This window comes from Geodermatophilus sp. SYSU D00525 (genome assembly GCF_054050475.1).
Genome location: NZ_JBJGZK010000004.1, coordinates 12,463 through 30,670, shown reverse-complemented (window position 1 = coordinate 30,670; position 18,208 = coordinate 12,463). Strand labels below are relative to the sequence as shown.

General features: G+C 75.8%; 18 protein-coding genes. 11 read left to right on the top strand and 7 right to left on the bottom strand.

Annotation, left to right across the window (positions count from 1 at the left end):
• Position 1 precedes the first annotated feature (1 nt).
• Positions 2-1,717, bottom strand: a complete 1,716-nt coding sequence (locus ACI796_RS05070; RefSeq protein ID WP_456940151.1) for an alkaline phosphatase D family protein — start codon at positions 1,715-1,717, stop codon at positions 2-4.
• A 72-nt stretch (positions 1,718-1,789) separates the two neighbouring features.
• Here ACI796_RS05070 and ftsY point away from each other — a divergent pair, with 72 nt between their 5' ends.
• Positions 1,790-3,025, top strand: coding sequence for a signal recognition particle-docking protein FtsY (gene ftsY / locus ACI796_RS05065; RefSeq protein ID WP_456940150.1), 1,236 nt, complete (start codon positions 1,790-1,792; stop codon positions 3,023-3,025).
• On the opposite strand, the gene nicT is transcribed toward ftsY, so the two are convergent.
• A complete protein-coding gene (gene nicT / locus ACI796_RS05060; RefSeq protein ID WP_456940149.1) occupies positions 3,022-4,149 on the bottom strand; it encodes a Nickel transporter NicT in 1,128 nt (375 codons plus the stop codon). The genes ftsY and nicT overlap by 4 nt on opposite strands.
• A 337-nt stretch (positions 4,150-4,486) precedes the next feature.
• On the opposite strand from nicT, the gene ACI796_RS05055 reads away from it, so the two are divergent.
• The 4 genes from ACI796_RS05055 (at position 4,487) to ACI796_RS05040 (ending at position 8,928) form a co-directional block, all read left to right on the top strand.
• Positions 4,487-5,827 (top strand): ammonium transporter, encoded by a 1,341-nt coding sequence (locus ACI796_RS05055; protein WP_456940148.1) that lies wholly within the window; start codon positions 4,487-4,489, stop codon positions 5,825-5,827.
• Complete coding sequence (locus ACI796_RS05050; RefSeq protein WP_073421809.1) at positions 5,824-6,162, top strand: P-II family nitrogen regulator; 339 nt, start codon at positions 5,824-5,826, stop codon at positions 6,160-6,162. Before ACI796_RS05055 ends, ACI796_RS05050 begins: the two co-directional genes overlap by 4 nt.
• A gap of 105 nt (positions 6,163-6,267) precedes the next feature.
• Positions 6,268-8,634, top strand: a complete 2,367-nt coding sequence (locus tag ACI796_RS05045) for a [protein-PII] uridylyltransferase (RefSeq protein WP_456940147.1) — start codon at positions 6,268-6,270, stop codon at positions 8,632-8,634.
• Between the two features lie 87 nt (positions 8,635-8,721).
• Positions 8,722-8,928 (top strand): hypothetical protein, encoded by a 207-nt coding sequence (locus tag ACI796_RS05040; RefSeq protein WP_456940146.1) that lies wholly within the window; start codon positions 8,722-8,724, stop codon positions 8,926-8,928.
• A gap of 24 nt (positions 8,929-8,952) precedes the next feature.
• On the opposite strand, the gene ACI796_RS05035 is transcribed toward ACI796_RS05040, so the two are convergent.
• Complete coding sequence (locus tag ACI796_RS05035; RefSeq protein ID WP_456940145.1) at positions 8,953-9,996, bottom strand: baeRF3 domain-containing protein; 1,044 nt, start codon at positions 9,994-9,996, stop codon at positions 8,953-8,955.
• Positions 9,993-10,463: a hypothetical protein gene (locus ACI796_RS05030; protein WP_456940144.1), complete on the bottom strand. Its 471-nt coding sequence runs from the start codon at positions 10,461-10,463 to the stop codon at positions 9,993-9,995. The genes ACI796_RS05035 and ACI796_RS05030 overlap by 4 nt, the downstream gene beginning before the upstream one ends.
• A gap of 192 nt (positions 10,464-10,655) precedes the next feature.
• On the opposite strand from ACI796_RS05030, the gene ACI796_RS05025 reads away from it, so the two are divergent.
• From ACI796_RS05025 to ACI796_RS05015, 3 genes are all read left to right on the top strand, one after another.
• Positions 10,656-10,961, top strand: coding sequence for a helix-turn-helix transcriptional regulator (locus ACI796_RS05025; protein ID WP_456940143.1), 306 nt, complete (start codon positions 10,656-10,658; stop codon positions 10,959-10,961).
• A 148-nt stretch (positions 10,962-11,109) separates the two neighbouring features.
• Positions 11,110-12,693: a signal recognition particle protein gene (gene ffh, locus ACI796_RS05020; RefSeq protein WP_456940142.1), complete on the top strand. Its 1,584-nt coding sequence runs from the start codon at positions 11,110-11,112 to the stop codon at positions 12,691-12,693.
• Positions 12,690-13,775, top strand: a complete 1,086-nt coding sequence (locus ACI796_RS05015; RefSeq protein WP_456940141.1) for an amidohydrolase family protein — start codon at positions 12,690-12,692, stop codon at positions 13,773-13,775. The genes ffh and ACI796_RS05015 overlap by 4 nt, the downstream gene beginning before the upstream one ends.
• Here ACI796_RS05015 and ACI796_RS05010 read toward each other — a convergent pair.
• The gene (locus ACI796_RS05010; RefSeq protein WP_456940140.1) at positions 13,772-14,380 is read right to left on the bottom strand and encodes a histidine kinase dimerization/phospho-acceptor domain-containing protein; all 609 of its coding nucleotides are present in this window, start codon (positions 14,378-14,380) and stop codon (positions 13,772-13,774) included. The genes ACI796_RS05015 and ACI796_RS05010 overlap by 4 nt on opposite strands.
• Positions 14,381-14,449: 69 nt before the next feature.
• Positions 14,450-15,031: a hypothetical protein gene (locus ACI796_RS05005; RefSeq protein WP_456940139.1), complete on the bottom strand. Its 582-nt coding sequence runs from the start codon at positions 15,029-15,031 to the stop codon at positions 14,450-14,452.
• A 155-nt stretch (positions 15,032-15,186) separates the two neighbouring features.
• Here ACI796_RS05005 and ACI796_RS05000 point away from each other — a divergent pair, with 155 nt between their 5' ends.
• The gene (locus ACI796_RS05000) at positions 15,187-16,953 is read left to right on the top strand and encodes a proline--tRNA ligase (RefSeq protein ID WP_456940138.1); all 1,767 of its coding nucleotides are present in this window, start codon (positions 15,187-15,189) and stop codon (positions 16,951-16,953) included.
• On the opposite strand, the gene ACI796_RS04995 is transcribed toward ACI796_RS05000, so the two are convergent.
• Entirely contained in the window at positions 16,920-17,321 is a 402-nt protein-coding gene (locus tag ACI796_RS04995; protein WP_456940137.1) for a VOC family protein, read from the bottom strand. The genes ACI796_RS05000 and ACI796_RS04995 overlap by 34 nt on opposite strands.
• Before the next feature lie 158 nt (positions 17,322-17,479).
• On the opposite strand from ACI796_RS04995, the gene rpsP reads away from it, so the two are divergent.
• On the top strand, positions 17,480-17,959 hold the full coding sequence (rpsP, locus tag ACI796_RS04990; protein WP_456940136.1) for a 30S ribosomal protein S16: 480 nt from the start codon (positions 17,480-17,482) through the stop codon (positions 17,957-17,959).
• 3 nt (positions 17,960-17,962) lie between these two features.
• The gene (locus ACI796_RS04985; RefSeq protein WP_387993447.1) at positions 17,963-18,199 is read left to right on the top strand and encodes an RNA-binding protein; all 237 of its coding nucleotides are present in this window, start codon (positions 17,963-17,965) and stop codon (positions 18,197-18,199) included.
• Positions 18,200-18,208: the final 9 nt, after the last annotated feature.

The window sequence follows — 18,208 nt, the reverse complement described above, 5'->3', positions numbered from 1 at the left end:
GTCAGCCTGTCACCTCCGCCGCCGGGGCCGCAGCGGGCACCGGACCGGCCAGCGGCAGGTCGAGCACCTGCTGCAGGCACTCCTCGCCGTCGGGCCGGTGGTCGGTCACGTGCAGCACGAACCGCGCCCGCCGGCCCTCGAGCACCAGCTCGCCCACCTGGTTGCCGAAGAACGGCCCGGCCGCCTTGGTCCACTCGACCGACGCGGGACGGACGCGGGTGGCCCGCGCGAGCGCCCCGGTCAGCCGCCGCGCCCAGCGGCTCCAGCCGATCCGGAAGCCGACCCGGATCGGGTGCGGCGCCTGGTTGTGCAGCGGCGAGACGGTGAGCTGGTGCACCCGCCCGGCCAGGCCGCCGGGGGAGACCACCTCGGCGGCGTAGGCGTGGTGGACGTCGCCGGAGAGCACCACCGCCGTCGCCGGCGCCCGGCCCAGCTCGCCGCGGGCCACGGCCAGCAGCGCGGCGGCCAGCCGGTCGAAGGAGTGCCCGAACGCGGCCCAGTGCTCGAGGTCGGCGGCCTGCCGCAGCGCCTCGGCCAGACGGCCCAGCGGCCGCCCCTCGTGCCGGACCGCCAGCGCCTCGTCCCAGCGCTCGATCGCGTCGATCGCGTGGGGGAGCAGCCAGGGCAGCGACGTGCCGACCAGCAGGTGCTCGACGCCGTCCGCGACCGCGGCGCGCATCTGCTCCTCGATCCAGGCGAACTCGTCGTCGTCGACCATCCGGCGGGACCGCTCCTCGAGCACCCGCCCGGCCCGGCTGTCCACCATCAGCAGCCGCGCCTCGCCCCAGTGGCGCACGTAGCTCCAGCGCACCGACCGCGGGTCCCGGTCGGCGGCCTCGGCCATCTCGCGCAGCACCGGCTCGGCGTCGGCGCCCTCGGGCAGCGCGCACACGGCCTGCCACGTCCCGCTGGCCGCCAGCTCGGCGGGGGAGAGGTTGCCCAGGTGCTGGTAGACCCAGTAGCTGACCATGCCGCCGGCGATGCGGTCGTCCCACCAGTCGGTGGCGGTCACCCGGCGCCGCCAGGCGGCCGAGGTGTTCCAGTCGTCGATCATCTCGTGGTCGTCGAAGACCATGGACGACGGGATGGTGGCCAGCAGCCAGCGCACCTGCGGGTCGCTCCAGGACTCGGCGTAGAGCCGGGTGTACTCCTCCAGGTCGCGGACCTGGGCGCCGCGCTCCACCGCCCTGCCGCGGCGCAGGCCCAGCCACGTGCGGGTGGCCGGGGTGAGCTCGTCGGCGTAGACCTGGTCGCCGAGCAGCACCAGCGCGTCCGGCCACTCGTCCTCGGGCAGCGCCGCGACCCGCTCGGCGTAGGCGTCCAGCGCGTCGGGCGGGATGCCCTCGGCGACGTCGACGGTGCCCGGCGCGGCGTAGCGGCAGGAGCCGAAGGCCAGCCGGAAGGGCCCGGGCCGCCCGGGCGTGCGGATCCGGCTCGGCGGGAACGGCGAGCCCTCCTCGGGCCACACCCGGACGCCATCCGTGCCGTCGGCCGAGAGGTGCACCTCGCAGGGCGTGGTGCTGCCCGGCGCCAGCCCCTCCACGACGACGAGCGCGTAGTGGTGCCCGCCCACGCGGAAGGTGCGCGCGCTGCGCCCGAGGACCTCGACGGTGCACGCGCGGTCGGTCTCGACCCACACGGTCGCCGACACCGGGTCGACGTGCCGCAGCAGCGGGCCGAGCAGCAGGGCCGGGGGATCCCCGTCGGTCGGCGGCATGACCGCCAGCCTCGCCCACCGACCCGGGTTCCGCCCAGAGCCCGCCGTGCGGGAGCTGGGAGACTGACCGGCATGGAGTTCGTGCTGATCGCGATCGCGATCGTCCTCGTGGCCCTGGTCGCCGGGGTGGGTCTCCTGGTGGGCCGCGGCCGCCGCACCACCCGGCTGGACGAGGACGCTGCCGCCGGCACCACGCTCACCCGCCCGCGCCCGCCCACGGCGCCGCCCGCGCCGCCGCGGGAGGACCGCCCATCGGGGGCCACCGCCTCCGGTCAGGGCCTCGCGCCGGCCGAGCCCGACACCGTCTCGCCCGAGCCGCCGCCCGCCGTCGAGCTGCCGCCGGCCGAGGCGGAGCCGGGCGTCGTCTTCGAGACGCCGCCGCCGTCGGCCGGCCGGCTGGTGCGGCTGCGGTCCCGGCTGGCCCGCTCGCAGTCCTCGCTCGGCCGCGGCCTGCTCACCGTGCTGGCCCGCGAGCGGCTCACCGAGGACGACTGGGAGGAGGTCGAGGAGACCCTGCTGGCCGCCGACGTCGGCGTCGCCGCGACCACCCAGATCGTCGAGCGGCTGCGCACCCAGTCGATGGTGCTGGCCACCGCCACCCCCGCCGACCTGCGCGCGCTGCTCGTCCGCGAGCTGACCGCCGTCCTCGGGCCCGACCTCGACCGCGGCCTGGCCACCGACCGGCACGGGGGCCGGCCCGGCGTGCTCCTCGTCGTCGGCGTCAACGGCGCCGGCAAGACGACGACGGTCGGCAAGATCGCCCGCGTGCTCGTCGGGGACGGCAGGAGCGTCGTCCTCGGCGCCGCCGACACCTTCCGCGCCGCCGCCGCCGACCAGCTCGAGACCTGGGGCGAGCGGGTGGGCGTGCTCACCGTCCGCGGGCGGGAGGGCGCCGACCCGGCGTCGGTGGCGTTCGAGGCGGTGCGCACCGGCGTGGAGGCCGAGGTCGACACCGTCGTCGTCGACACCGCCGGGCGGCTGCACACCAAGTCCGGCCTCATGGACGAGCTGGGCAAGATCAAGCGGGTCGTGGAGAAGCAGAGCCCGGTCACCGAGACGCTGCTGGTCCTCGACGCCACCACCGGCCAGAACGGCATCGTGCAGGCGCGGGTGTTCACCCAGGCCGTCGACGTCACCGGCGTGGTGCTCACCAAGCTCGACGGCACCGCCAAGGGCGGGATCGTCGTCTCGGTGCAGCGCGAGCTCGGCATCCCGGTCAAGCTGATCGGCCTGGGGGAGGGCGCCGACGACCTCGCGCCGTTCGAGCCGGAGGCCTTCGCGGAGGGACTGGTCGGCGCCGCGGACTAGCGGGCCTCGGCCGGCTCCGACCAGCGCTGCTCGATCCGGCCGTACCGCCAGACCACCGCGGCGACCACCCAGGTCACCACGAACAGCCCGACGATCGCGAACCCGACGAACTCCAGGTCGAGGGAGGCCAGCCAGGCCAGCGGGCCGCCGTCGACGTGCAGCCGCTCGACCAGCAGGCCGACCAGCACGAGGGTGCCGATCACCAGGGCGACGGTCACCGACAGCACCGTGATGGTCAGGTTGTAGAAGACCTTGCGGACCGGCTTGAGGAACGCCCAGCCGTAGGCGCGGGACATCAGGACGCCGTCGGCGGTGTCGAACAGGCTCATGCCGGCGGCGAACAGGACCGGCAGGACGAGGATCGCGTACCAGGGCAGCACGAACGCCGCCGAGCCCGCGGCCAGCACCAGCAGCGCGACCTGGGTGGCGGTGTCGAAGCCGAGGCCCATGAGCAGCCCGACCGGGTAGAGGTGCCAGGCGCGGTCGACCCGGCGGGTCACGCGGCCCAGCAACCGGGCGAGGAAGCCGCGGTTGTGCAGGTGGTGCTCGAGCTCGGCCTCGTCGTACTCGCCGGTGCGCATCCGGCGGAACACCCGGGCGATGCCCACGGCCGAGCCCAGGTTCATCAGGCCGATGAGCAGCAGGAAGCTGCCGGCCACGAGGGTGCCGACCAGCGCCAGCGTCTGCCCGACGGCGTTGTCGTCCTCCTGGACCACCCCGGCCACCGAGCGCACCCCGGCCACCAGCAGCAGGCTCGCCGCGAAGACCACCGAGGAGTGGCCGAGGGAGAACCAGAAGCCGGTGCTCACGGACGGGCGGCCGTCCTCGACCAGCTTCCGGGTGGTGTTGTCGATCGAGGCGATGTGGTCGGCGTCGAAGGCGTGCCGGACGCCGAGCATGTAGGCGGTCAGGCCCACGCCGACGCCGAGCACGCCGGTGCTGCCCAGCCGGTACTCCTGCGGCGCCACGGCGAGGACGAGGACGCCCCAGCCGACGACGTGCAGCAGCAGCACGAACGCCGCCATCCCGCCGATGGACCGCCACTCGCGGGGCGAGAAGCCCCCGCCGACCCGGCCGGGCGATCGCGGTGCACCGAGCGGGGCGGGCACGGCTCGGGCGGGCACGCTCACGGGTTCCTCCAGCGGGGGGCGGCGGACGGACGGGCCGACCTTATTGCACACGGTTTGCAACTGCACACGCCTCGCAGACCGCGGCCGCGGGTGGCCGCGGCCACGCCGGTGCGCGCCCGCAACACGGCCGTCACACGACCCCGGGACACGCGGCGCGGAGTTCACGGTCCGGAAACGCGGCGACGACGCCTCCGGAAACAACGCCCCGGCACCGTGAACGCCGCGTCGCCGCCAGGGAGGGGGGCGACCGCGACCCCGACCGTCCCCGGCCCGCCGGGGCCCGTTTCCCTCGTTGCGGCCGACGGCCCACGACCCACCTCAGGAGGTTGCCGTGGTCAACACCGGCGACACCGCCTGGATCCTCACCAGCGCGGCTCTCGTGCTGTTGATGACGCCGGGCCTCGCGCTCTTCTACGGCGGCATGGTCCGCGCGAAGAGCGTGCTCAACATGATGATGATGAGCTTCGGCGCGCTGGCGCTCATCACCGTGCTCTGGGTGCTCTACGGCTACTCCGTCGCGTTCGGGAACGACGTCGGCGCCGGCCTGCTGGGCGACCCGGGCGAGTTCTTCGGGCTCAAGGGCCTCATGGAGGACACGACGAGCGAGGCCGGCGGCCTGCCGTCGACGGCCTTCGTCGGCTTCCAGGCCGTCTTCGCGATCATCACCGTCGCGCTGATCTCCGGCGCGATCGCCGACCGGGCGAAGTTCGGCTCCTGGATGGTCTTCGCCGGCCTGTGGGCCACCGTCGTCTACTTCCCGGTCGCCCACTGGGTCTTCGACTTCACCCTCACCGACGACGACGGCGTGGTCACCCACACCGGCGGCTGGATCGCCAACGACCTGGCGGCGATCGACTTCGCCGGCGGCACCGCGGTGCACATCAACGCCGGTGCGGCGGGGCTCGCGCTGGCCCTGGTGCTCGGCAAGCGGCGCGGCTTCGGCCGCGAGGCGATGCGCCCGCACAACCTGCCGCTCGTCATGCTCGGCGCCGGCCTGCTGTGGTTCGGCTGGTTCGGCTTCAACGCCGGCTCCGCGCTCGCGGCCAACAACACCGCCGCCGTCGTCTGGGTCAACACCCTCGCCGCCACCGGCGCCGCCGTCCTCGGCTGGCTGGTCACGGAGAAGCTCCGCGACGGCCACGCCACCTCGCTGGGCGCGGCCTCCGGTGCCGTCGCCGGCCTGGTCGCCATCACCCCGGCCTGCTCGTCGCTGTCACCGGTCGGCAGCCTCGTGGTGGGCGTCATCGCCGGTGCGCTGTGCGCCCTCGCCGTCGGGCTGAAGTACCGCCTCGGCTACGACGACTCGCTCGACGTCGTCGGCGTGCACCTGGTCGGCGGCCTCTGGGGCACCCTCGCCGTCGGGTTCCTCGCCACCGCCGGCGCCCCGGCCGGGGTCGACGGGCTCTTCTACGGTGGCGGTGTCGACCAGCTCTGGCGGCAGGCCGTCGGTGCCGTCGCGGTGCTCGTGTTCTCCTTCGTGCTGACGCTCGTGATCGCCACGGTCGTCAAGGCCGTCATGGGCTTCCGGATCAGCGAGGAGGACGAGGTCGCCGGGATCGACACCGTCGTCCACGCCGAGTCCGGGTACGACTTCACCAGCCTCGGGGGCGGCAGCGGGTCCGCCCTCCACCAGGCCACCACCCCGAAGACCACGGAAGGGGTCCGGGCATGAAGCTCGTCACCGCCATCATCAAGCCGTTCAAGCTCGACGACGTGAAGAACGCCCTCGAGCTGATCGGGATCACCGGGCTCACCGTCAGCGAGGTCCAGGGCTTCGGCCGCCAGCGCGGCCACACCGAGGTCTACCGCGGCGCCGAGTACCAGGTGGACTTCGTCCCGAAGGTGCGCATCGAGGTCGTCGTCGGCGAGATCGAGGCCGCCCGCGTGGTGGACGCCGTCGTCGAGTCGGCCTCCACCGGCCAGATCGGCGACGGCAAGGTCTGGGTCACGACGATCGACGAGATCGTGCGGGTCCGGACCGGTGAGCGCGGCGAGGACGCGCTCTAGCCGGGTCCCTGACCCGGAGACCGGGCATCGGCCGGGGTGGTGGGAGGACCCGCCGCCCCGGCCGACGCCGTTCCAGCCCGTGGACCGAACCGACCAGGGGGGACCGTGCCGGACCTGAAGGGGCTGCCCGACCTGCCGCGCGCCGAGCGGGTGCGGGTGCTCGACGCCTGGCTGGGCGGCCTGCTGGCCGACGCCGTGGCCGGCACGCCGCCGCCGCGGCAGGGCCGCGGCGGGCCCCCGCCGCTGACCGGCACCGACGGCGTCGCGCTCGTCGCCGTGGGCAGCCTCGGCCGCCGCGAGCCGCCCCCGCACGGCGACCTGGACCTCGTGCTGGTCCACGACGGCCGGCCGGAGGTCGCCGCCCTCGCCGACGCCGTCTGGTACCCGATCTGGGACGCCGGCGTCCGGCTGGACCACTCGGTGCGCTCGGTGCCCGAGGCCGTGTCGGTGGCCTCCACCGACGTGAAGGCCGGCCTCGGGCTGCTCGACGCGCGGCTGGTCGCCGGCGACGCCGCCCTCGCCGCGTCGCTGCGCACCGCCACGCTGGCCAGCTGGCGGCAGTCGGCGTCGAGGCTGCTGCCGCAGCTGCGCGACCTGCGCCGCGGCCGCGCCCGCCAGGTCGGCGAGCTGGCCTTCCTCCTCGAGCCCGACCTCAAGGAGGCCTACGGCGGCCTGCGCGAGGGCCAGGTGCTGCGCGCCGTCGCCGCCGCCCAGCTCGGCGACGAGCCCTCCGCCGAGGCCGAGGCGGCCTACTCCTTCCTGCTCGACGTCCGCGACGAGCTGCGCCGCCGCACCGGCCGGCCCAACGACGTGCTCGTGCGCCAGGAGCAGCGCCCGGTCGCCGCGGCGCTCGGCCTCGCCGACGAGGACGTGCTGCTGCGCGAGGTGAGCCTGGCCGGGCGCCGGCTGGCCTTCGTCGCCGACGACACCTGGCGGCGCGTCGAGGCCGCGCTGGTCCGGCGGCCGCGCGCCCGCTACCGCCGGGTGCGCCGCGAACCGCTGGCCGAGGGCGTGGTGCGCCAGGGCGACGAGGTGGTGCTCGCCCGCGACGCGCGCCCGGCGGCCGACCCCGGCCTCGTGCTGCGCGGCGCCGCGGCCGCCGCCCGCGCCGACCTGCTGCTGTCGCCCTACACGCTCAAGGTGCTCGCGGTGCACTCGCCGCCGGTGCCCGAGCCGTGGCCGGCCGAGGTGCGCTGGTCGTTCCTGCGGCTGCTGGCCAGCGGCCGCTCGGCGGTGCCGGTCCTCGAGCAGCTGGACCAGGAGGGCCTGCTGGCGCGCCTGCTGCCGGAGTGGGCCCGGGTGCGGTCGCTGCCGCAGCGCCACCCGTGGCACCGGTTCACCGTCGACCGGCACCTGGTCGAGGCCGCCGCGGCCGCCGCCGAGCTCACCCACGACGTCGACCGGCCCGACCTGCTGCTGGTCGCGGCGCTGCTGCACGACCTCGGCAAGGGCTGGCCCGGCGACCACAGCGTCGTCGGGGAGCCGATCGCCGCCGGCGTCGCCGAGCGCATGGGCTTCGCGCCGGCCGACGTCGCCACCGTGGGCACGCTGGTCCGCCACCACCTGCTGCTGCCCGACACCGCCACCCGCCGCGACATCGACGACCCGGCCACCATCGAGCGGGTCGCCGACACCATCGGCCGGGACGCCCAGGTGCTGCAGCTGCTGCACGCGCTGGCGCAGGCCGACGGCGCGGCCACCAGCACCTCGGCGTGGTCGCCGTGGAAGGCGCACCTGGTCGCCCACCTGGTGGCCCGCGTGCAGGCGCACCTCGGCGGCACCGTCGTCGACGGGCCCGACCCGGTGCTGCACCCCACCGAGCCGACGGTCACCCAGGCCGGCGGCGACGGTGCGGTCACCGTGGGCGTCGAGGACGTCGCCGACGGCCAGCAGGTGACCATCGGGGCGCCCGACGCGCACGGCCTGTTCAGCCGGCTCGCGGGGGTGCTCGCGCTCAACCAGCTCGACGTCCGCGCGGCCAAGGTGAACGTCGTGGGGGGCCGGGCCACCGCCGTGTTCGCCGTCCGCCCGCGGTTCGGCCGCGCACCGCAGCCGACGATCCTCGCCGACGCCGTCCGCGCCGCCCTGGAGGGGACGCTGCCGCTGGCCGACCGGCTGCGCCAGCGCGAGGCCGACTACCGGCAGGACGCCGCCCGGTCCGCGCCGCCGCGGATCTCCTGGCACGACTCGGAGGTCAGCGGGGAGGCGACCAGCATCGTCGAGGTGCGCGCCGGCGACCGGGCCGGCCTGCTGTACCGGCTCACCGCCGCGCTCGCCGCCGAGGGCCTCGACGTCACCTCCGCGCGGATCGAGACCCTCGGGGCCGACGCCGCCGACTACTTCTACGTGTGCACCCCCACCGGCTGCCCGATCGACGCCGGGCAGCGGGCCCGAGTGGAGGCCGCGCTGGTGGCCGCGGCGCGCGGCGCCGTCCCCGACCCGGCGCGCACCGGAGGCGACACGCCGGGCTGAGGCGGCCGGGAACTGTCGGTGACCCGTGCGACCGTCGGGACGAGGCGGGACGGACCGGTCCCGCATCCGACGCCGAGGGGGATCCGCGTGACCGTCCAGCAGACCGCAGCCCTGCCGACCTGGCCGTGCCGGGACTGCGGGGAGGACCGCGTGTTCGAGCAGCCGCCGTGCGCCGACGGGCACACCGACGACGGCGGCGAGTGCCCGGAGTGGATCTGCACCGGCTGCGGCGGTGCGCTCCTGGCCGGCGGGGCCGAGGTCGTCGTCGTGGCGGCGGTGCGCCGCGCGGCCTGAGGGAGGACCTCCGCGGCCTCCGGGTCACCGGAGGGTCAGCGCCACCCGGCCGGAGGCGGACAGGGCGCCGTCGGTCACGAACGCGATCCACCCGCCGCGGAGCAGGACCAGCTCGATCAGCTCGTCCACCACGTCGTCGACCACGTCGGGGTGCTCGACGTCGTCGGCGGGGAGGAGGAAGTCGCCGTCCGGGCTCAGGCGGGCCGGGTGGGCGAACCCCTCCTCGACGGCGAGCATCTCCGGCCGCTCCCGCCGGGCGGCCAGCCAGGCCGCGTCGATGCCCTCGACCACCGCGTGCCGGGAGCGCCGCCGCTCCAGGTGGGCCAGCGCCTCGCCCTGACGGGACAGCAGGTACTGCTCGAGCACCTCGCGGATCCGCGGTACGAGCACCGGCAGGGGCGCGCGGGTCAGGTCGGCGGGCACCGTCCCGGCCAGCCGGGCGGTGTTGCGCGACAGGCGGCGGAAGCGGGCCGTCGCGCGGTCGTTGCCCACGAGGACCAGCGGGGCGGGGTGCAGCCGCAGGTGGGTACCCAGCGCCCGGTCGACCCGGCGCAGGAAGGCGTCGGCGTCCTCGTCCCGCGCCGTGAGCGGGAACGCCGACCGCGGCGGTGGCCGCAGCTCGCCGGCGACGCCCTCGAGCAGCCGCGCCTCCCGGCCCGACAGCAGCAGGACGACGTGTCGCGGCGTGCGGTGCAGGGCGCGGACCAGGTCCCGGGTGGCGAAGGTCGGGTCCACGACGACGCGGTCGGAGACGGGCACCGGCAGGCGCACCACCTCCTGCACCACGCCGTTCACGTAGACCGCGATCCCCGCCCCGGTGGGACCGCGCCGCGCGCCGGCCACCGCCCCGGCCACCGCGTCGGCCAGGGACGGGGGTGCGCCGTCGCGGGCCAGCCGGTCCGCGGCCTCGGCGGCCAGGCGCTGCAGGCGGGCGGCGTCGTCGTCGGTCATGCGGGGCGCCGGGGTCGTCGCCGCCAGCAGGGACACGCACCGGTCGGCGCGGACCGACTGCAGCAGGAGCACCTGCTCGGGGGAGGGCCACTCGATCCGGGCCCGGGTGGCCGTCACGGCGCCGGCCAGCCCAGCGGCACGGCGTCCAGCCGCCGGGCCAGGCGGGCGACGGTGCGGTCGAGGACCCGCTCGCGGCGGGGGCCGTGCAGTCCGGACAACCGGTGGACGCCGATGCGCACCGGGACGCCGGCGGCGGCCGCGCGCTGGACCACCAGGGTGACCAGCTCGGTCTCCTCCCGGTCGGCCTCCTCCACCAGCCGGGCCACGAGAGCGGCGTCGAGGGCGACGGGCACCCGCGGGACGGGCACGCGGGGGAGGAGCAGGGCGGTGTGCACCTCCAGCCTGGTCTCCCGGGCGGTGCGGTGGGCCTCGTCGAGGACCTCCGACGCGCGCTCGCGGCCGGTGACGACGGCCAGCAGCCGGGACGGGCCGCCCCTGGGCGGCCCGAGGGGACGGGCTGCGGCGGGCGCCGGGACGTCCGGCCGCGCGGGGGTGGTCGGCGGGGCGAGGTCGAGCGTGGTCACGGGGACTCCCACGGTCGGGCGAGGTCTCCCCCGGTCCCGGAGGACCGGCCGCGCCCGGGCGGGAGCCGGGACTGACGGGCGGCGGCTTCGCGGATGCGGTCGGGTACTCCCCTCGCACGAACCACAATACGTGCAATCCACTTCGGGTACAAGGCTGCGCGTGCGGAGCGGGGCCCGCGTACGGTGCTGCCCGTGGCCGTCTCCTCGCCCGGGTGGACCTTCCTGTCCAACCACGGCCACGTCCTGGTGAGCCTGGCGGCCGATCCCGAGGCCCGCGTCCGCGACGTGGCCGAACGCGTCGGGATCACCGAGCGTGCGGTGCAGATGATCGTGGCAGACCTCGAGCAGGCGGGCTACGTCGTCCGCGAGCGGGTGGGCCGGCGCAACCGCTACACCGTGTCCACCGAGGGGCACTTCCGCCACCCCCTCGAGGAGCACGTCCGCACGGGGGAGTTCCTCGCCCTGGTGCTCGGGGACGCCGCCTCCTCCCGGGGCTGACGGGCGGCACCGGTCGCGGCCGGACCGGTCGGCGCGCTGCGGTCGATACGCTGGGGACAGGAGGCGCGAGGACCCGGCCGGGTCCGTGCCGTGTCGCCGGTCGGTCTGACCGGCGGGCCGTGCCCGCGACACCCGACGAGGACGTGCTGTGTTCGAGACTCTCTCCGACCGCCTCGACAAGGTCTTCACCGGCCTGCGGGGCAAGGGCCGGCTGACCGACGCCGACATCGACGCCACCGCGCGCGAGATCCGCATCGCGCTGCTCGAGGCCGACGTCGCGCTGCCGGTGGTGCGCGCCTTCATCGCCGCGATCAAGGAGCGGGCGCGCGGCGCCGCGGTGTCGCAGGCGCTCAACCCGGCGCAGCAGGTCATCAAGATCGTCAACGAGGAGCTCATCGAGATCCTCGGCGGCGAGACCCGGCGGCTGCGCTACGCCAAGACCTCGCCCACGGTGATCATGCTCGCCGGTCTGCAGGGCTCCGGTAAGACCACGCTGGCCGGCAAGCTCGGCCGCTGGCTGAAGAGCCAGGGGCACGCCCCCCTGCTGGTGGCCTGCGACCTGCAGCGCCCCAACGCGGTCAACCAGCTGACGATCGTCGCCGGCCAGGCCGGGGTCGACGTCTACGCGCCCGAGCCGGGCAACGGCGTCGGCGACCCGATCCGGGTGGCCGCCGACTCGATCGAGCACGCCCGCCGCACCATGCACGACGTCGTCGTCGTCGACACCGCCGGCCGGCTGGGCATCGACGCCGAGCTGATGGCGCAGGCCGCCGGCATCCGCGACGCCGTCCAGCCCGACGAGACGCTGTTCGTCGTCGACGCGATGATCGGCCAGGACGCCGTCACCACGGCCGAGGCCTTCCGCGACGGCGTCGGCTTCTCCGGCGTGGTGCTCACCAAGCTCGACGGCGACGCCCGCGGTGGTGCCGCGCTCTCGGTCCGCTACGTGACCGGGCAGCCGATCATGTTCGCCTCCACCGGAGAGAAGCTCACCGACTTCGACGTCTTCCACCCCGAGCGGATGGCCTCGCGCATCCTCGGCATGGGCGACGTGCTCACCCTCATCGAGCAGGCCGAGCAGGCCTTCGACGCCGAGCAGGCCGAGAAGATGGCCGGCAAGCTCGTCAGCCGCGAGGGGTTCACCCTCGAGGACTTCCTCGAGCAGATGATGGCCATCCGCAAGATGGGCCCGATCGCCAACCTGCTCGGCATGCTGCCCGGCGCGGGCGCGATGAAGGAGCAGCTCAAGCAGGTCGACGACCGCGACCTGGACCGCACCGCGGCGATCATCCGCTCGATGACCCCGCAGGAGCGGGTCGACTCGAAGATCATCAACGCGTCGCGGCGGGTGCGCATCGCCAACGGCTCGGGGGTGACCGTCACCGAGGTCAACCAGCTGCTGGAGCGCTTCGCGCAGGCCCAGAAGATGATGGGCCAGATGGCCGGCAGCATGGGCCTGCCGGGCATGGGCCCGATGTCGAAGAAGGCCCGCGGCCGGCAGATGCAGGCCCAGTCCTCGAAGAAGGGCAAGGGCAAGAAGGGCAGCGGCAAGAAGGCTGGCGGCGGCAAGGCCCCGGCCCGCCGGCCGATGGGCGCCCCGGGCCTGCCCCCGGGCGCCGGCTTCCCGGGCGGGCTGCCGGGCGGCATGCCCTCGCTGCCGCCGGGCCAGGCGCTGCCGGACCTGAGCAAGCTCGACTTCAGCAAGTTCGGGGACGAGCGGCCCGGGCGGTGACCGCCCCCGCCCTGCACCTGTCCGGGGTCGTCCTCCCCGAGGGCGAGCACCGCGACCTGTGGATCCGCGACGGCCGGGTCACCTTCGAGCGGGTCCCGGGCGCCGAGACCGTCTCCCGCGGCGGCTGGCTGCTGCCGGGCCTGGTCGACGCGCACTGCCACGTCGGCATCGGCCGGGGCGGGGTGCCCGTCGAGGACCTCGCCGGGCTGCGCGAGCAGGCGCTGGCCGAGCGGGCCGCCGGGGTGCTGGCGCTGCGCGACTGCGGCTCGCCGGTGGACACCCGGGCGCTGGACGACGAGCCCGACCTGCCGACGATCGTCCGCGCCGGCCGGCACCTGGCCGCGACCCGGCGCTACATCCCGGGGCTGGCGGTCGAGCTGGAGCCCGCCGGGCTGGTCGAGCAGGTGCGGGTGCAGGCCCGGCGCGGCGACGGCTGGGTGAAGCTGGTCGGCGACTGGATCGACCGGTCGGTGGGGGACCTCGCGCCCGAGTGGCCGGCCGACGTCGTGGCCGAGGCGATCGCGGCGGCGCACGAGGAGGGCGCGCGGGTCACCGCGCACACCTTCGGCACCGACGCGCTGCCCGACCTGGTCCGCGCCGGCATCGACTGCATCGAGCACGGCACCGGGCTCACCGAGGACCTGGTCGGCGAGATGGCCGCGCGCGGCACCGCCGTCGTCCCGACGCTGGTCAACGTGGAGAACTTCCCCGGCTTCGCCGCCGCGGGGGAGGCGAGGTTCCCGGCGTACGCGAGCACGATGCGGCGGCTGTACGCGTCCTCGGGTGCGGTGGTGCGGGCGGCGTTCGAGGCCGGCGTGCCCGTGTTCGCCGGCACCGACGCCGGCGGCGGCATCGAGCACGGCCGGATCGCCGACGAGGTCCGCGCGCTGTGCGACGCCGGCCTGCCCGCCGAGGCCGCGCTGGCCGCGGCGTCGTGGTCCGCGCGCACCTGGCTGGGCCTGCCCGGCATCGAGGAGGGCGCGCCGGCCGACCTCACCGTCTACGACGGCGACCCGCGCGCCGACCTCGGCGTCCTGACCCGGCCGCAGCTCACCGTGCTGCGCGGCCGGGTGCACCGCTAGGGGCCCCGAGCTCGAGGACCACCTCCGTGCCGCGGCGGGACGACGCCAGCCGTAGCCCGCCGCCGGAGGCCTCGGCGGTGCGCCGGGCGATGTCCAGCCCGAGCCCGGTCCACCGCCGCCTCGGGCAGCCCCGGGCCGTCGTCGCGCACGGTCACCCGGGCGGCGCCGCCCGCGCGCGGCCGGACGCCGAGCACGAGCCCCGTGCCGTCGGGGGTGTGGGCGAAGACGTTGCCGATCAGGGCGTCGAGCGCGGCGGCGAGGTCCTCGGCGGGCACCCGGGGCCGGCGGGCCTCGCGGATCACGTCGTCGACCGCGCGGCCGACCGCGTCGACCCCGTCGAGGACGCGGTCGCGCCCCGCCGGCGGCAGCGCCTCGGCGTCCAGCTGCAGCGCGGTCAGCGGCGTGCGCAGCCGGTGGGCGAGGTCGGCGACGGACTCCCGCTCGGCGACCAGCAGCTCCTCGATCCGGCCGGCGAGCTGGTTGACCGCCGCCGTCGGCGCAGGTGACGTGCACCGGGGGGACACGGTTCCGACGACCCGCCGGGCGACGACCGCGGCGGCGACTCCGGCGGCGGGCACGGCGCCGACGACGGCTCCGACGACCACGGCTCCGACGACCGGGCGCTCCCGCCCGGGACGGCGTCCGCACGCCGTCCGGGCGGGAGCGCGGTCCGGTCAGACGCTGACGCCGGCGGCCGCGCAGGCGGTGCCGAACTCGGTGACCGGTCCGGTGAGGCCGGTGACCGCGGTGATGACGTCGCCGCCGGACTGCACGTCGTCGATCGCGGCGTCGGTGGCCGCGGAGACGGCGTCGGCGGCGGCGAGCACCGGCGCGCTGGCGTCCCGGTGCCCGGCCGGGGCGTCGCGCAGGGCCTCGAGCAGCGGGACGACGCCGGCCGGGTCGACGTAGCCGGTCTCGTCGACCGAGATCAGCGACAGGCCGACGTAGCCGAACCACCCGGCCACCGCCTGGCACAGGCCCTCGTCGCCGGGGACGCCCGCGCCGGGGACCGGCAGGTCCTCGTCGCTCGTGGGCACGCTGCCGGACCCGGGCGCGGGCTCCGTCCCGGGCGCGGGGTCGGTCACGGGCTCGGTCCCGCCGGTCTCCTCCACCGGCGGGGCGGCCGGCTCCGTCGAGGCCTCCGACCCCTGCGACACGGGCGTGGCCGAGCCGCTGACCGCGGTGGAGCAGGCGGCCAGCGAGGCGCCGGCGGTGAGGGCGAGGACGGCGGTGGCCAGGCGACGGGGGGTGCGCACGGGGGACTCCAGGGAGCTCGAGCCGGGTCTCGGCGGGGGAGGGCCGCCGGTCGGCGGCTCGCTGGGGACGACGGTCGCGGCCCCTGCTTGCGCCGCTCTTGCGAGCGGCTGACCGCGCGGCACAACCCGTTCGCGCGCCCTGGGAGACTCGTGCCGTGCTGTTGCGGATGTCCTCCCTGTTCCTGCGCACCCTGCGCGACGACCCGGCCGACGCCGAGGTGCCCAGCCACCGCCTGCTCGTGCGGGCCGGCTACATCCGCCGGGCCGCGCCGGGCGGCTTCACCTGGCTGCCCCTGGGCTACCGGGTCTTCCGCAACGTCGAGCGCGTCGTCCGCGAGGAGATGGACCGGATGGGCGCGCAGGAGGTGCACTTCCCGGCGCTGCTGCCCCGCGAGCCCTACGAGGCGACCAACCGCTGGACCGAGTACGGCCCCAACCTCTTCCGGCTGCAGGACCGCCGGGGCGCGGACTTCCTCCTCGGCCCCACCCACGAGGAGGTGTTCACGCTCCTGGTGAAGGACCTGTACTCGTCGTACAAGGACCTCCCGCTGTCGCTGTACCAGATCCAGACCAAGTACCGGGACGAGGCGCGGCCCCGGGCCGGGCTGTTCCGCACCCGCGAGTTCACGATGAAGGACAGCTACTCCTTCGACGTCGACGACGCGGGCCTGGACGCCTCCTACGCCGCGCACCGCGCCGCCTACGTCCGGATCTTCGACCGGCTGGGCCTCGACTACGTGATCGTCTCGGCGATGTCCGGGGCGATGGGCGGCTCCAAGAGCGAGGAGTTCCTCCACCCGACCGAGATCGGCGAGGACACCTTCGTCCGCTCGGCCGGCGGCTACGCGGCCAACGTCGAGGCGGTCGGCACCGTCGTCCCCGACCCGCTGCCGATCGAGGGCCTGCCCGAGGCGCACGTCGAGGACACCCCCGACACCCCGACCATCGAGACGCTGGTCGCCGTCGCGCGGGAGCTGTTCCCCGACGCCGGGTACACGGCCGCGTCGACGCTGAAGAACGTCGTCGTCACCCTGGTGCACCCCGACGGCACCCGGGAGCCGCTGGTGATCGGCATCCCCGGCGACCGCGAGGTCGACGCCAAGCGGCTGGAGGCGCAGGTGGCGCCGGCCGAGGTGGAACCGTTCACCGACTTCGAGGCGCACCCGGCGCTGGTCAAGGGCTACATCGGCCCGCAGGTGCTCGGGAAGGACAGCGAGTCGGGCATCCGCTACCTCGTCGACCCCCGCGTCGTCCCCGGCACCCGCTGGGTCACCGGCGCCAACGAGCCGGGCAAGCACGTGTTCGACCTGGTGGCCGGCCGCGACTTCTCCTGGGACGGCACCGTGGAGGCCGCCGAGGTGCTGCCCGGTGACCCCGCGCCCGACGGCTCGGGCCCGCTGGAGCTCGCCCGCGGCGTGGAGATCGGGCACATCTTCCAGCTGGGCCGCAAGTACGCCGACGCCCTCGGCCTCCAGGTGCTCGACGAGAACGGCAAGCTCGTCACGGTCACCATGGGCTCCTACGGCATCGGCGTCTCCCGCGCCGTCGCCGCGATCGCCGAGTCCACCCACGACGAGCTGGGCCTGGTCTGGCCGCGCGAGATCGCCCCGGCCGACGTGCACGTCGTCGCCACGGGCAAGGACGCCGCGGTGTTCGAGGCCGCGCAGGCCCTGTCCGACGAGCTGGTCGCCGCCGGGCTGACCGTGCTCTACGACGACCGGCCGAAGGTGTCGCCCGGGGTGAAGTTCAAGGACGCCGAGCTGCTCGGGATGCCGACCATCGTGACCGTCGGCCGGGGGCTGGCCGACGGCGTCGTCGAGCTGCGGGACCGGGCGACGGGGGAGCGGTCCGAGGTGCCGGTGGCCGACGCCGCCGCTGCGGTGCTCGCTCAGGTCCGGTCGGAGACCAACTCGACCTCGTAGCCGTCGGCGTCCTCGAGGTAGGCGGCGCGGTGCTGCGGGCCGCCGGCGAACGGGTGGCGGTCGGCGAACAGCAGCCGCCACCCGTGCGCCGGCGCCGCGGTCACCAGGTCGTCGAGGTCGTCGGCGGTGCCCGCCCAGAACGCGAGGTGGTTGAGGCCCGGCCGGCGGCGCTCGTGGGTGTCCGCGGCGAGGTCGGGGGAGTGCTCGACGACGACGTACACGTCGCCGAGCCGCCAGGACCGGCCGTGCTCCCACGACTGGTACGGCTGCGCGCCCAGCGCGGTCAGCAGCCAGCCCCACGAGCGCTCGGCGCGGGCGAGGTCGGGCACCCACAGCTCGACGTGGTGGAGCAGACCCCGGCTGGTCATGGCACGCCTCCCGGCATCTGGCATCATGGTCGGTCGAACACGGCGGTGCGCGGCCCTCTCACCGACGCCGGCCGTGTCCCTGGCTCCGCCCCGGCGTAACCCCACGCGTCCGTCCGGCGAGCACCGACGAACAGCGTTCGAGGAGATTCCGAGCCACCGTGGCCACCAAGATCAAGCTCATGCGTCTGGGCAAGATGCGTGCTCCGTACTACCGCATCGTCGTCGCCGACTCGCGCACCAAGCGCGAGGGTCGCGTCATCGAGACGATCGGCAAGTACCACCCGAAGGAGGAGCCCTCCTTCATCGAGGTCGACAGCGAGCGCGCGCAGTACTGGCTGGGCGTCGGCGCGCAGCCGACCGAGCCGGTCGCGGCGATCCTCCGCGTCACCGGCGACTGGCAGAAGTTCAAGGGCGAGCCGGCCCCGCCGCCCATGAAGGTCGCCGCCCCCAAGCCCGACCGCAAGGCCCTCTACGAGGAGGCCGTCCGCAGCGCCGGCGAGGAGCCGGCCGCCGGTGCGACCACCCCGAAGAAGAAGGCCGCTCCCAAGGCCGACGACGCCGCCGCCACGGTGGCCGAGGCCGCCGCTGCCGGTGGCGAGGGCCCGGCCGCCGGCGCCACCGCGACGCCCGCCGAGTAAGACGTGCTCGAAGAGGCGCTCGAGCACCTGGTCAAGGGCATCGTCGACCACCCGCGCGACGTCACCGTCGACCTGGTCGGCGGCCGTCGCGGCAAGACCCTCGAGGTCCGGGTCCACCCTGACGACCTCGGCAAGGTGATCGGCCGCGGCGGGCGCACCGCCAAGGCGCTGCGCACCGTCATGACCGGCGTCGGCGGCCGCGGCCTGCGGGTCGACGTCGTCGACACCGACGGGCGCTGAGCCGCGCGG